The organism is Aeromonas sp. LsrichE-8G (assembly GCF_022869435.1).
Taxonomy (GTDB): Bacteria; Pseudomonadota; Gammaproteobacteria; order Enterobacterales; family Aeromonadaceae; genus Aeromonas; species Aeromonas caviae.
The window spans coordinates 1-12,076 of the sequence record NZ_JALIHH010000273.1; the positions used below are offsets into that span (position 1 = coordinate 1).

The window sequence follows — 12,076 nt, forward strand, 5'->3', positions numbered from 1 at the left end:
TTCTGGGCCATAATAATAAACAGTTGGTTAAGATCTCGACTATTTACAGCTTGGCAACGCAAGGTACAATTAAAATCGTACTTGGAGCCGTTCAACTGATCGAGACTTGATCAACTTGTGCAGAGAATGATCATGCGTCGGCCCTGCGGTCAGCAGCAACAGCTCGCGATTGGTCGTGCGCTGGTGCTTGATCCGAAACTGCTGATTTTAGATGAACCCACCGAAGGTATTCAGCCGAACATCGTCAGTGAAATTGGCGACATCATCCGCAAACTCAACCGTGATATCGGCCTGACTGTGTTACTGGTCGAACAGAAACTGCCGTTTGCCCGCAAAGTCGGCGATCGCTTCTGCCTGCTCGATCGCGGTCGTCGTGTTGCTGACGGCCTGATGGCTGATCTCAACGAAGGGCTGATCAAGGAATATCTGACGGTATGACGATGCAACCGGCAGCGATAGCAACCATGCAAACCGGCTGGCAAGCGCATTTGTCGCTGGGGTTTTCTCGTCGCGGCAATCAGACCGTGCTGGCCGAACGACGCCAGTACGGCCCGCTGACCGTGCAACGACCATTCTACCCCGAAGGCATGCCTTGTCATCTCTACCTGCTGCATCCACCGGGTGGCGTGGTAGGTGGCGATGAGCTCGATGTGCAAATTAAGGTGGAACAGGAGGCGCATGCGCTGCTGACTACCCCTGGTGCCACCAAGTTTTATCGTAGCGCGGGGCCACAATCGAAGGTCACACAAACCTTCCAACTGGCGGAAGGTGCCGCTTTGGAGTGGCTACCGCAAGATAACATTCTGTTTCCCGGTGCCAATTTGCAACTGCAGAGCACCTTCCATCTGGAAAGTGATTCGCGATTGATCGCTTGGGAGTGCATCTCGCTTGGTCGGCCCGTCAATGAAGAGCGATTTTTGGAAGGGCAGTTACGCAGCCGTTGGCGCGTCTATCGTAACCAGCGGTTATGCCTGAATGAATCGTTGCGGGTGCTTGATGCCGCTGATCTCGAGCGCCGGGCAGGTTTAGCAGGCTATCCGCTGGTCGCGACCCTCATCGCATCGCCTTGTTCTGAAACAGAACGGGAACTGGTACGTGAATTACTGCAAGGCTACGCAGCACCGGCTGGCGTGACCTTACTCAATGACTTACTGATTGTGCGCTTGCTCGGCGCACACAACGAGCCGTTACAACAATTAATGCAGACGATTTGGCAAGCATTGCGCCCGACGGTGATTGGGTGCCCCGCATGTCGTCCGCGGATCTGGAATACCTGATTACGGTTTACAAGGAGAACAAGATGGATCTGACCCCTCGCGAAAAGGACAAGTTACTGCTGTTTACCGCCGCACTGGTGGCCGAGCGACGTAAAGCGCGTGGTTTAAAACTCAATCATCCGGAAGCGATTGCGCTGATCAGTGCTGCGATTTTGGAAGGGGCCCGTGATGGCCAGACGGTCGCCGAGTTGATGAATTACGGTCGCACCATTTTGACTCGCGATGAGGTGATGGATGGCATACCCGAAATGATCCCTGATGTGCAGGTCGAGGCGACATTCCCTGACGGCACCAAGCTGGTCACCGTTCATCAACCCATCATTTAAGGAGCGCCTATGATCCCCGGAGAAATTCAGGTTGCCGATGGTGAACTGCTACTCAACGAAGGCCGTGCGACGTTACAAGTGGCTGTTGCCAACACAGGCGATCGCCCGATCCAGATCGGCTCACATTACCACTTCTTTGAAACCAACCCTGCCTTGCAGTTTGACCGTGCTGCCACGCGCGGTTTTCGCCTTGATATTCCTGCTGGCACTGCGGTGCGTTTCGAACCGGGCCAGACCCGCACGGTCATGTTGGTGGCATACGCGGGGCGCCGCCATGTGTATGGTTTCCGTGGCGATGTGATGGGCCCGTTAGATGAAATTGCGCAAAGTGATCAGGGTGCACAGAACGAACAGGGAGTTCAGGCATGAGTATTATTTCCAGACAAGCCTATGCCGATATGTTCGGCCCAACCACGGGCGATCGGGTGCGGTTGGCTGACACCGAGTTATGGCTGGAGGTGGAAAAAGATTTCACCATTTATGGCGACGAAGTGAAATTCGGTGGTGGAAAAGTCATTCGCGATGGTCAGGGGCAGGGGCAAGCACTGAGCCGTGATTGCCTTGATTTGGTGATCACCAATGCGCTGATTATTGATCACTGGGGCATCGTCAAAGCCGATATCGGCGTTAAACATGGTCGTATCGCGGGCATCGGCAAAGCGGGTAACCCTGATGTGCAACCGGGCGTGACATTAGTGATTGGCCCGGGCACCGAAGTGATCGCGGGGGAAGGCTCTATTGTCACAGCGGGTGGCATCGACAGCCATATTCATTTCATCTGCCCGCAACAGATCGACGAAGCGCTCTGCTCTGGCGTGACCACCATGTTGGGTGGGGGCACAGGCCCGGCAACGGGCACCAACGCCACAACGTGTACGCCGGGCCCTTGGTATATGGCGCGTATGTTGGAAGCAGCAGAAAGTCTGCCGATGAACTTGGGTTTCCTCGGTAAAGGGAATGCCAGCTTACCCGATGCGCTGCATGAGCAGGTCGCCGCAGGTGCGATAGGCCTGAAACTGCATGAAGATTGGGGTTCTACCCCCGCATCGATTGATAACTGCCTGAATGTGGCGGAAGAAACCGACACGCAAGTGGCTATTCATACCGATACGCTCAACGAAAGCGGTTTTGTCGAAGACACACTGGCAGCAATTGGCGATCGCACTATTCACACTTATCACACCGAAGGTGCGGGTGGTGGGCATGCACCGGATATCATCAGAGCGTGCGGGCTGGCGAACGTGCTGCCGTCTTCTACGAACCCAACGCGCCCTTACACCGTGAATACCGTCGATGAGCATCTCGATATGTTGATGGTTTGCCACCATCTCGACCCCGCTATTCCTGAAGATGTGGCATTTGCGGAATCACGTATTCGTCGTGAAACTATTGCGGCGGAAGATATTCTGCATGACCTCGGCGCATTCTCGATGATTTCGTCCGATTCACAAGCAATGGGACGTGTCGGTGAGGTGATCACGCGCACATGGCAGACTGCGCACAAAATGAAAGTGCAACGCGGCAGCCTCGGTAGCGACCCAGCACGACATGACAATACGCGTATCAAGCGCTATATCGCCAAATACACCATTAACCCAGCCTTAGCGCACGGCATCAGCCATGAAGTCGGTTCGATTGAACCGGGCAAATTAGCCGATTTGGTGTTGTGGCGTCCGGCTTTCTTTGGTGTGAAACCTTCCATGATTTTGAAGGGAGGCATGATTGCCGCAGCACCGATGGGTGATGCCAATGCGTCTATTCCAACGCCACAACCGGTACATTTCCGCCCGATGTTTGGTGCGCTCGGTCGTGCGATGCATTCGACCCGCATGACGTTCCTGTCTGGCTTGGCTATTCGCTCTGGTTTGCCTGCGCAACTGGGATTAAACAGTCTGATTGGGGAAGTGAAGAACTGCCGCTCAGTGAAGAAAGCACACATGATCCACAACGACTGGCAGCCATTGATTGAAGTCGACAGCCAGACCTATCAGGTGCGCGCCAATGGCGAATTACTGACGTGCGAACCGGCTGCGGTGTTGCCAATGGCACAGCGCTACTTTTTATTCTAGGCGAACTTGGGAACACAAAATGATTCGACTCACACAACGATTAACGACAGAAGAAGCAGCAGGAAAAGCGCTACTCACAACGCTGACACTGCCGATCGATCTGCGTATCAAAAGCCGCCTGAAAGTCACTTTAGATAATGGCGATGCAGCCGGTCTATTCCTGACTCGTGGTCAGCTATTACGTGGCGGCGAGTGTTTGACTGACGATGCTGGCGCAGTTGTCGTGATGGTAAAAGCCGCCGAAGAGCAGGTTTCCACGGTGCGCTGCAATGACCCGTTACTACTGAGTCGGATCTGCTATCACCTCGGTAATCGCCATGTACCGCTGCAAATCGAGGCCGGTTTTGCCCGTTATCAGCACGATTATGTGCTCGATGAGATGGTGGTTGGTTTAGGTGGCTCGGTTGCGGTTGAGCTTGCGCCATTTGAACCAGAGGCTGGCGCTTACCAATCGCAAGCGGGCGCAGGGCATCACCATCATCATAATGATCACGAACATGGTCACAACCATGATCATCTGCATGCTCACTCTCATGCAGCCAGTGCAGCGACCGTCGTGCCGATGCATGGCTTTTTGAAAACGTCATAAGCAACTAACTGATAAGTAAATAAGAGAAATTAACGATGAACAAATCACGTATGACTACCGCAATCGTTCTGATGTTACTGGCTACGCCTGCCTTTGCTCACACTGGGCACATGGAGCACGGTTTTTCATCGGGGGTGTTGCATCCACTGACTGGCCTTGACCATTTGATGATGTTACTGAGCAGCGGATTTCTGGCGGCATTAACGGGTCGTCGCTTATCGCTGCCATTACTGACGCTGCTGGCAATGGCTGTAGGCACTGGCGCAGGCGTATTGCTGGGTGGTAATAATCTGGTGGAACCGCTGGTGCTTGCCTCACTCTGGTTTGCTGGTGCGTTGATGTTTGCACCAAATCGCTTGTCAGTGTTGAGCTGGATGATGCCTTGCTTTGCGCTGTTCCATGGTTGGGCGCATGGCGTTGAAGCGCCTGTTGGGCAAGTGGCGTTGTTTACTGTGGGCGCCGTGGCTTCATCGCTGGTGTTACTGGCGGTGGGTTATGCGGTTGGCAGCAAGGCGAACCACATTGCATGGTTGAAAAAAGGCTGGGCGGCAGTGGTGCTTGCCTCGGCGTCAGCACTGTTGGCGGGTTAATTCATGATTTTTTCAGCGCTCAATCAAACCTCGCCAGTCAGTTGGTTACAACTGTTCCAATTGATGAGCCCTAATCTGCCAGTGGGTGGGTTTACCTATTCGCAAGGGCTGGAATGGGCAGTTGAAACTGGCTGGGTTAAAAACGCCGCTGAATTTGAACAATGGCTGACTGATCAAATGGACGAAGGGCTGGTCTATCTCGACTGGCCGCTTCTCAACCGCCTTTACGTTGCTGCCCGGCAAGACAATCTGACTGCTTTTGTAGACGCTATCGATTTGCTGGTAGCGAGCCGCGAAAGCGAAGAGTTTCGGTTGGAAGAGGGGCAGCGCGGTGATGCGTTTTACCGTGTGATCAAAGATTGGGGCATTTCAGGCAGTGCTGATATGGCCGTTCATCTGAAACGCTCACAGCTGGCCGGCATGGTGTGGTTTGGTGCAAAAAACAACCTGAGTGTCGAGCAACTAGCGTTGGGCTGGGGATTCGCGTTGCTGGAAGGTGCCGTCATGGCCGCCATTAAATTAGTGCCCATTGGTCAGCAAGCGGGGCAGACATTGCTTCGAAAGTTATCCGCGCAACTGCCTGAAAAATACCAACGAGCTTGCGCCGTGCAAGACGATGAGATCGGCGGCAGTTTAACTTGCCTCGCCATCGCCAGTGCGTGCCACGAAATACAATACACGCGGTTGTTCCGCTCATAACCAGATTGGAAAGGACACTCTCATGACTCAAACATCATCCCCATTACGAGTTGGCGTTGGCGGCCCTGTTGGTTCCGGCAAGACTGCGCTGTTAGAAGTATTATGTAAAAAGATGCGTGATCACTTTGAGATCGCCGTCGTCACTAACGATATCTACACCAAAGAAGATCAGCGAATTTTAACCGAAGCAGGCGCGTTACCTGCCGAGCGTATTGTCGGCGTGGAAACCGGTGGCTGCCCACACACCGCGATCCGCGAAGATGCATCGATGAATCTGGCCGCTGTCGAAGCGTTAAGTGAGAAATTCGGCAATCTCGATGTAGTCTTCGTTGAAAGCGGTGGCGACAACCTGAGTGCCACCTTCAGCCCAGAACTTGCCGATATGACCATCTATGTGATTGATGTGGCGGAAGGGGAAAAAATTCCACGCAAAGGCGGGCCTGGCATTACCAAATCCGATTTATTGGTGATCAATAAAATCGATTTGGCCCCGTATGTTGGCGCTCGTTTGGATGTGATGGAATCAGACACCAACCGCATGCGGCCAGAAAAACCGTGGACATTCGCCAATCTGAAAATCGGTCAGGGAGTTGATACCATCATCGACTTTATTGTGACGCATGGCATGCTGACGCCGAAAGCGTAATGTATATAATAGCCCTGTTATCCTTTGACAGGCTCAGGGCTTATTTTAAAAATTCACACCTTGAAAACGAAAGATCAGCGGCGTTGTTGCTCAAATCAGGGAACTATCCTTAACCATCCCCTCGTATGAGCGAGGCGTGGCGCGGCTTCTGAGGTATGATGGCCTTGTTGCTCAAATCGGGGAACTATCTGTCATCTCGGTGATCTGATCCTGTAGCGCAGTCTCCGAGAGCATCAGATGGGCAAGTCCAAGCACAAGATCAGCAACTGGCAGCAGTACAACCAAGCCTTGGTGCAACGCGGTTCGTTGACCATCTGGATGGACGAACAAGCCATTAAGCAGTGGCATTGCCTGGTCCACCATGGCCGCCGAGGGAGAGGTTTCCACTACAGTGACACCGCCATTGAGACGGCCCTGATGCTAAAAGGCTTGTTCAAGTTGCCGCTGTGGGCGCTAGAAGGCTTCATTAACTCGTTGTTCCAACTGATGGCGGTGCCTTTGCAGTCGCCGGACTATAGCTGTATCAGCAAGCGCGCCAAGACCGTCGACATCAAGTACCGCGTCCCCAGCCAAGGCCCGGTGGCTCACTTGGTCATTGATGCCACCGGCCTCAAGGTCTATGGCGAAGGCGAACGGAAAATTCGCAAACACGGCAAGGAGAAGCGACGAGTGTGGCGCAAGCTCCACTTGGCGGTGGATGCCACAACCCATGCGGTCATCGCTGCCGAAGTCAGCCTGGAGACGGTGGCGGATAACGAGGTGTTACCGACGTTGCTCAACCCCTTACGACGCAAGATAAAACAGGTCAGCGCCGATGGTGCGTATGACACCAAGGCCTGTCATGCGCTACTGAAGAAGAAGGGGGCGAAAGCCACCATACCGCCGAGAAAAAATGCGGCACCGTGGGAGGAAGGCCATCCCCGCAACGAGGCGGTGACGGCGCTCAAAGCCGGTGAACTGAAGCAATGGAAGAAAGACTCCGGCTATCACCAGCGCTCGATAGCCGAGACCGCCATGTACCGGTTCAAGCAACTCATCGGGCCAACGCTGAGCCTGCGGAACTACAACGCCCAGGTGGGCGAAATCCTGGCTGGCGTGAAGGTGATGAACAAGCTGATAGGGCTTGGTATGCCTGTTCGCCAGCCAGTGAATTGAGTGGTATCAACGGGTTGGGGAACGGCCATCCAGCGACGGATTTGATCAACAACGCCGCGGCATAGGCGAGTGTCGCACTTCGAAGTTGAATTCGCGGAGCACCCATTTCGCATCATCAAGCGACAGTTCGGCTTCGTGAAAGCCAGATACAAGGGGTTGCTGAAAAACGATAACCAACTGGCGATGTTATTCACGCTGGCCAACCTGTTTCGGGCGGACCAAATGATACGTCAGTGTGAGAGATCTCACTAAAAACTGGGAATAACGCCTTAAATGGCGAAGAAACGGTCTAAATAGGCTGATTCAAGGCATTTACGGGAGAAAAAATCGGCTCAAACATGAAGAAATGAGATGACTGAGTCAGCCGAGAAGAATTTCCCCGCTTATTCGCACCTTCCCTAGATGAAGAAAATAGCAGGTAAGGTAGAAGGTATCGTTGAAGTTGATCGCTTCAATCTCCATGAGTTATCGGCTGCACTGCGCCATTTTTCCGAAGCAGCAGAACAGCTCAATGATGCATTAACGCTCAACGGTATAAACCAGAGAAAACAGGCAGACCAGGACAAAACCAGCATGGAATAATGGCTTCTTATGAGCACCATCCAACATAAAGAGCATGAGTGATGGCAGCTTAATCACCACACATCAGCTCGAAAAACATCCATAATGATCAAGAGAGAGAACATTCACGATGAGTATCTCCCATGCAGTACAACAAGCTCTGGATTATTTTTCCAATAGCCCAGAATGGTTCGAAATGGTCAATCAAACGAAAAAAGTTGCTGGATTCCGCCTCAAAGGTATCTATCCATTAGCCTTGATACTGGAGAATCAGGGCATCACAATTTTTGTGCAACAAGGGAGCTGGCTCTCGAACCCAACCTTGCGGATACTCCAACGAACAGATTATCAACCAGAACAAACTCGCAATAGTAATTTGAAATCTTGCGCCCCTGAACTGTACGAAGGACATGCAGCAGCCTGTATCAAAGTTCCAGATCTCGCGGCTCTACAAGAGCTATGCCGGATCTATGCACGCTGAAAATTTGAACCTGCAAAGTGGCAGTTACTTTGTGGTTACTAAGCAATATATTGTCGCCAATGAACAATGATATTATCGAACCTTGCAGCCCACCTCATTTGCTTCTGATCCCAGCGGGCCGCCAGATAGGGTTTGAGGGTCTGCAGGGTGGTGATCTCGGCCAGCTGGGCAGTCAGGTGGTCGATATCACGCAGCAAATAGTCCCGATGTTCGGCAAAGGCCTGCTCGGTCTTTTTCTTGGATGATTGCTTGAATTTGTGCAGCACCGCGCCCATTAGCCCGTCTTGCCCGCCGTAGTAGCTGACTTCGAGCTCGCGTAGCTGGCGTTTCAGCATCGGGTTGAGGTAAGCGAGGTTCTCGTCACTGAGCAGGTTATCGAACTCGGGTAGGTGGGTGTGGGCCAGCTGCAACAGGGTGAACATCTCTTTGTTTTCCCAGGCCTGGCTGAGTTGGCCCATGATGCGGGTCTTTTCCGCCTGCTTGACGGGGTCGGGTTCCCGATCCGGGTGCAGCGCCAGGGCGAGCTTGCGATAGAGCTGCTTGAGGCTGGTTTTGCTGAACAACTGTTAGATGCGCGCCTCTTCCTCTTGCTCACGACGGGTGCGCGCGTGGGCAAAAGCATCTTGCTGCTCAGTGCCGAAGAGAGGCTCATCGGCAAACAACTCATCATCGTCGAAGCGGGCATCCTCTTCTTTATCGACGGTGTTGCACTCTTCGGCCATATGCTGGCGCGCCGCATTCATCATGTACTCGTTCAACCGATCGGGGTTTTTGAGCATCTCGCGCAAGGTATCGATGTCATCGGGGCAGTGGCCACAAGTCTCCATCAGCATCTGGGTAAGAACGTCACACTGATAGTCGAGCTGTTCGTCATCCATGTGCAGGGCGGTATTGGTTGCGTATTCCGGCGAAGTTGAACAGCCATTCCGGCCAACGTGAACACCCTGATCCTTAACGCGCTCATGTCATCTCGTTTCTAACTCGACTGTTCAGATTGGGTCAACTCACTTCTCCTCTTTCTCATCGATTCTCCCTTCAGTGACAGCCGGTGAGCGTTGTGCATCAGCCGATCCAGGATCGCATCTGCCAGGGTGTTGTCCCCCAAGCTCGCGTACCACTCTTCCGTTGGTAGTTGACTGACCACTACCGTCGAGTATTTTCCATACCGATCATCCATGATCTGCCTGCTGGAGGCGTGATCCAAGCCAACATCCTGGCGGTAGTCCGGCCCACACTCAGCGTTTGCGTATTCCGGCGAAGTTGAACAGCCATTCCGGCCAACGTGAACACTGCGTATTCCGGTGAATTTGAACAGTGATTCCGGAATCTGTCACCGCCGATGTAAAAATGACCCACTAACGCCGGAGTAAAGTTGACCCACCTGGGCCAAGATCGTGGCTTTTGAGCCACGCCCATGTTGACCCAGGAGTTATCAGTGGAAATCAGAGTGTTGGCCCGTCAGGGCATGAGCATCCGGGCTATCGCCCAGCAATTGCGGGTGTCCCGTAACACGGTTCGCAAGTATCTGCGCAACCCGGGCCTGCCAATCTATCCCAACCGAGCAGCCCGACCAACCAAGCTCGATCCTTTTAAACCCTATCTGCAAGCGCGTATCCAGGCAGCGAAGCCACACTGGATCCCGGCGACGGTTCTGCTCAGGGAACTGCGAGAGCATGGTTACACTGGCGGGCTCTCCCAGCTCAAGGCTTGGTTATCGCCTCTGCGCCATGACGCCTCTGGCACCATCGTCCGTTTTGAAACGGCCCCCGGTAAACAGATGCAGGTCGATTTCACCATTATCCGCCGCGGCAATCGGCCTCTAAAGGCCTTTGTTGCTACCCTGGGATTTAGCCGCGCCAGCTATGTCCGTTTCTTCGATCACGAACGTAATGATGCCTGGTTGACCGGACTGCGTGAGGCTTGTCATTTCTTCGGTGGGGTCCCGCAGGAGGTGCTATTTGATAATGCCAGCACCATCATCCGCGAACGGGATGCCTACGGTGAAGGTGACCATCGTTGGCACCCGGCCCTGCTCGCCTTGGCCGAAGAGTTCGGTTTTCGCCCCCGCGTCTGCCGTCCCTACCGGGCCCAGACCAAAGGCAAGGTCGAGCGCTTCAACGGCTACCTCAAACGCAGTTTTGTCACCCCACTGGCAGCCACCCTCAAGCAGGCAGGACTGGCGCTAGATGTGTCAACCGCCAATGCCCATATCGGCCCCTGGTTGCAAGACATCGCCAACCAGCGTAGCCATGGCACTACCGGTGAAGTCCCGGCTATCCGATTGCAACAAGAGCTGCCTCATTTTCTACCCCTGCCACAGGCGCTACCCGTTAGTCACGGCACCACGGCCACTGCGCGCCCCATGCCGCTGGAGAGCTTGCAGCATCCGCTATCGGTATACCAAGACCTGCTGGAGGTGAACGTATGAACTTGCAGCATGAACGCCTGATGGCCCTGAGTCAGGCGCTGCGCTTGGAAGGGATTGCTGCCCAGTGGGCAACACTAGCTCAGAAGGCGGCCAACGAGGAGGCGAGCTTCGCCGATTATCTGGAGTGGTTGCTGCACGCAGAGCAGACCTTGAGGACCGAGCGCACCCGCCAGACCTTGCTCAAATTGGCCACGTTACCCGTGGTCAAAACGCTGGAGCAGTACGACTTCGGCTTTGCCAGTGGCGCACCTCGCGGCCAGTTGCAGGAGTTGGCCAGCCTGGCTTTTATAGAGCGTAGCGAAAACATAGTGCTGCTGGGCCCAAGCGGAGTGGGCAAGACGCATCTTGCCATCGCACTGGCCTATCGGGCTCTGATGGCTGGCATCAAGACCAGATTTATCAGCGCAGCAGACCTGATGTTGCAGCTGCAAGCAGCTCAACGACAGGAGCGGCTTAATGCCTACTTCAGCCGTGTCGTGATGGGGCCGCGTTTACTGGTGATCGATGAGATAGGCTACTTGCCGTTTGGGCGTGAGGAAGCAAACCTGTTTTTCAATGTGATCGCCAAACGTTATGAGAAAGGGAGCCTGATCTTGACGAGCAATCTGCCCTTTAGCCAGTGGGCCAGCACCTTTGCCGATGATCAGACACTGACGGCAGCTATGCTCGATAGACTGTTACATCATGCACACATCGTTCAGATCAGCGGTGAAAGCTATCGTTTGAAAGAGAAACGCAAAGCGGGGGCCACACCCAAAACCAATTAACCCCATGTCCGGGTGGATCACTTTTCAATCGGCGAAATTAGCCAGAGTGGATCAGTTTTCGGTCGGCGTTGACAGGAATCTGTGAACACCATTTCCGGAAAGTATGCGGCCAGGGATTCTGCGAGCAGAAGCTGAGCTTTGAGGGGAGGCATCTTTTCGACTCACCGAACAAGCCAGCAGCCAAGCGCAGCGCGGCAGTTGTGGATCCAGGTCATTGGAGCATGACGGTTCATCTGACATCAGAGTTCGTGCTCTGAGGTGTCCGGAAATGGTGTACACGCAAGCCGGAATCAGCGTTCATTTTAAACCGGAATAGGTGTTCATTTTCGACCGGAATATGCAAACACCCTGATCCTTAACGCGCTCACGTCACCCCGTTTCTAACTCGAGTGTTCAGATTGGGTCAACTCACTTCTCCTCTTTCTCATCGATTCTCCCTTCAGTGACAGCCGGTGAGCGTTGTGCATCAGCCGGTCCAGGATCGCATC

General features: G+C 53.8%; 17 protein-coding genes and 2 pseudogenes. 15 read left to right on the forward strand and 4 right to left on the reverse strand.

Going from position 1 to position 12,076, the window contains the following annotated elements; genetic code table 11:
* Window positions 1-126 precede the first annotated feature (126 nt).
* From MUW49_RS21125 to MUW49_RS21185, 13 genes and pseudogenes are all read left to right on the forward strand, one after another.
* Entirely contained in the window at window positions 127-438 is a 312-nt protein-coding gene (locus tag MUW49_RS21125; RefSeq protein ID WP_244813194.1) for an ATP-binding cassette domain-containing protein, read from the forward strand.
* Complete coding sequence (locus MUW49_RS21130) at window positions 435-1,277, forward strand: urease accessory protein UreD (RefSeq protein WP_053288396.1); 843 nt, start codon at window positions 435-437, stop codon at window positions 1,275-1,277. The genes MUW49_RS21125 and MUW49_RS21130 overlap by 4 nt, the downstream gene beginning before the upstream one ends.
* 23 nt (window positions 1,278-1,300) lie before the next feature.
* Window positions 1,301-1,603 carry an urease subunit gamma gene (locus MUW49_RS21135; protein ID WP_053288397.1) on the forward strand — a complete coding sequence of 101 codons (303 nt, stop codon included), beginning with the start codon at window positions 1,301-1,303 and terminating at the stop codon, window positions 1,601-1,603.
* Between the two features lie 9 nt (window positions 1,604-1,612).
* Window positions 1,613-1,972: an urease subunit beta gene (locus tag MUW49_RS21140; protein WP_053288398.1), complete on the forward strand. Its 360-nt coding sequence runs from the start codon at window positions 1,613-1,615 to the stop codon at window positions 1,970-1,972.
* Complete coding sequence (ureC, locus tag MUW49_RS21145) at window positions 1,969-3,672, forward strand: urease subunit alpha (RefSeq protein WP_053288399.1); 1,704 nt, start codon at window positions 1,969-1,971, stop codon at window positions 3,670-3,672. The genes MUW49_RS21140 and ureC overlap by 4 nt, the downstream gene beginning before the upstream one ends.
* 19 nt (window positions 3,673-3,691) lie before the next feature.
* Window positions 3,692-4,261 (forward strand): urease accessory protein UreE, encoded by a 570-nt coding sequence (gene ureE / locus MUW49_RS21150; RefSeq protein ID WP_081000933.1) that lies wholly within the window; start codon window positions 3,692-3,694, stop codon window positions 4,259-4,261.
* Window positions 4,262-4,296: 35 nt separating this feature from the next.
* Window positions 4,297-4,851, forward strand: coding sequence for a HupE/UreJ family protein (locus tag MUW49_RS21155; protein WP_244813192.1), 555 nt, complete (start codon window positions 4,297-4,299; stop codon window positions 4,849-4,851).
* Between the two features lie 3 nt (window positions 4,852-4,854).
* Complete coding sequence (locus MUW49_RS21160; protein WP_141116506.1) at window positions 4,855-5,550, forward strand: urease accessory UreF family protein; 696 nt, start codon at window positions 4,855-4,857, stop codon at window positions 5,548-5,550.
* A 22-nt stretch (window positions 5,551-5,572) separates the two neighbouring features.
* The gene (ureG, locus tag MUW49_RS21165; protein WP_141116505.1) at window positions 5,573-6,196 is read left to right on the forward strand and encodes an urease accessory protein UreG; all 624 of its coding nucleotides are present in this window, start codon (window positions 5,573-5,575) and stop codon (window positions 6,194-6,196) included.
* Window positions 6,197-6,433: 237 nt separating this feature from the next.
* Window positions 6,434-7,351, forward strand: coding sequence for an IS5 family transposase (locus MUW49_RS21170; protein WP_141116504.1), 918 nt, complete (start codon window positions 6,434-6,436; stop codon window positions 7,349-7,351).
* Between the two features lie 96 nt (window positions 7,352-7,447).
* A pseudogene (locus tag MUW49_RS21175) lies at window positions 7,448-7,603 on the forward strand (IS5/IS1182 family transposase); the annotation flags it as partial.
* 150 nt (window positions 7,604-7,753) lie between these two features.
* Window positions 7,754-7,933, forward strand: coding sequence for a hypothetical protein (locus tag MUW49_RS21180; RefSeq protein WP_119197638.1), 180 nt, complete (start codon window positions 7,754-7,756; stop codon window positions 7,931-7,933).
* A 109-nt stretch (window positions 7,934-8,042) separates the two neighbouring features.
* A complete protein-coding gene (locus MUW49_RS21185; protein WP_162629666.1) occupies window positions 8,043-8,393 on the forward strand; it encodes a hypothetical protein in 351 nt (116 codons plus the stop codon).
* Window positions 8,394-8,431: 38 nt separating this feature from the next.
* Here MUW49_RS21185 and MUW49_RS21190 read toward each other — a convergent pair whose 3' ends face one another.
* The 3 genes and pseudogenes from MUW49_RS21190 to istB (MUW49_RS21200) form a co-directional block, all read right to left on the reverse strand.
* On the reverse strand, window positions 8,432-8,956 hold the full coding sequence (locus tag MUW49_RS21190; protein ID WP_113736275.1) for a J domain-containing protein: 525 nt from the start codon (window positions 8,954-8,956) through the stop codon (window positions 8,432-8,434).
* 3 nt (window positions 8,957-8,959) lie between these two features.
* Window positions 8,960-9,271 carry a hypothetical protein gene (locus MUW49_RS21195; RefSeq protein ID WP_113736274.1) on the reverse strand — a complete coding sequence of 104 codons (312 nt, stop codon included), beginning with the start codon at window positions 9,269-9,271 and terminating at the stop codon, window positions 8,960-8,962.
* A gap of 98 nt (window positions 9,272-9,369) precedes the next feature.
* Window positions 9,370-9,573, reverse strand: a pseudogene (gene istB / locus MUW49_RS21200) (IS21-like element ISAs29 family helper ATPase IstB); the annotation flags it as partial.
* Window positions 9,574-9,807: 234 nt separating this feature from the next.
* Between istB (MUW49_RS21200) and istA the strand changes: the two are divergent.
* Window positions 9,808-10,821, forward strand: coding sequence for an IS21-like element ISAeme17 family transposase (gene istA / locus MUW49_RS21205; RefSeq protein ID WP_161648279.1), 1,014 nt, complete (start codon window positions 9,808-9,810; stop codon window positions 10,819-10,821).
* A complete protein-coding gene (gene istB / locus MUW49_RS21210) occupies window positions 10,818-11,588 on the forward strand; it encodes an IS21-like element ISAeme17 family helper ATPase IstB (protein ID WP_161648278.1) in 771 nt (256 codons plus the stop codon). Before istA ends, istB (MUW49_RS21210) begins: the two co-directional genes overlap by 4 nt.
* 380 nt (window positions 11,589-11,968) lie before the next feature.
* Here the strand turns inward: istB (MUW49_RS21210) and MUW49_RS21215 are convergent.
* Window positions 11,969-12,076: ATP-binding protein (locus MUW49_RS21215; protein ID WP_244813196.1), on the reverse strand; the 108-nt coding region annotated here is incomplete at its 5' end.

Excerpts from the sequence above, each read along its gene's own strand:
- ureE (WP_081000933.1), top strand. The coding sequence starts at position 3,692 with ATGATTCGACTCACACAACGATTAACGACAGAAGAAGCAGCAGGAAAA.
- MUW49_RS21180 (WP_119197638.1), top strand. The coding sequence starts at position 7,754 with ATGAAGAAAATAGCAGGTAAGGTAGAAGGTATCGTTGAAGTTGATCGC.
- MUW49_RS21140 (WP_053288398.1), top strand. The coding sequence starts at position 1,613 with ATGATCCCCGGAGAAATTCAGGTTGCCGATGGTGAACTGCTACTCAAC.
- MUW49_RS21185 (WP_162629666.1), top strand. The coding sequence starts at position 8,043 with ATGAGTATCTCCCATGCAGTACAACAAGCTCTGGATTATTTTTCCAAT.
- MUW49_RS21160 (WP_141116506.1), top strand. The coding sequence starts at position 4,855 with ATGATTTTTTCAGCGCTCAATCAAACCTCGCCAGTCAGTTGGTTACAA.
- MUW49_RS21170 (WP_141116504.1), top strand. The coding sequence starts at position 6,434 with ATGGGCAAGTCCAAGCACAAGATCAGCAACTGGCAGCAGTACAACCAA.
- ureC (WP_053288399.1), top strand. The coding sequence starts at position 1,969 with ATGAGTATTATTTCCAGACAAGCCTATGCCGATATGTTCGGCCCAACC.
- MUW49_RS21195 (WP_113736274.1), bottom strand. The coding sequence starts at position 9,271 with ATGGATGACGAACAGCTCGACTATCAGTGTGACGTTCTTACCCAGATG.
- MUW49_RS21155 (WP_244813192.1), top strand. The coding sequence starts at position 4,297 with ATGAACAAATCACGTATGACTACCGCAATCGTTCTGATGTTACTGGCT.
- ureG (WP_141116505.1), top strand. The coding sequence starts at position 5,573 with ATGACTCAAACATCATCCCCATTACGAGTTGGCGTTGGCGGCCCTGTT.
- MUW49_RS21130 (WP_053288396.1), top strand. The coding sequence starts at position 435 with ATGACGATGCAACCGGCAGCGATAGCAACCATGCAAACCGGCTGGCAA.
- istB (WP_161648278.1), top strand. The coding sequence starts at position 10,818 with ATGAACTTGCAGCATGAACGCCTGATGGCCCTGAGTCAGGCGCTGCGC.
- MUW49_RS21125 (WP_244813194.1), top strand. The coding sequence starts at position 127 with ATGATCATGCGTCGGCCCTGCGGTCAGCAGCAACAGCTCGCGATTGGT.
- istA (WP_161648279.1), top strand. The coding sequence starts at position 9,808 with ATGTTGACCCAGGAGTTATCAGTGGAAATCAGAGTGTTGGCCCGTCAG.
- MUW49_RS21135 (WP_053288397.1), top strand. The coding sequence starts at position 1,301 with ATGGATCTGACCCCTCGCGAAAAGGACAAGTTACTGCTGTTTACCGCC.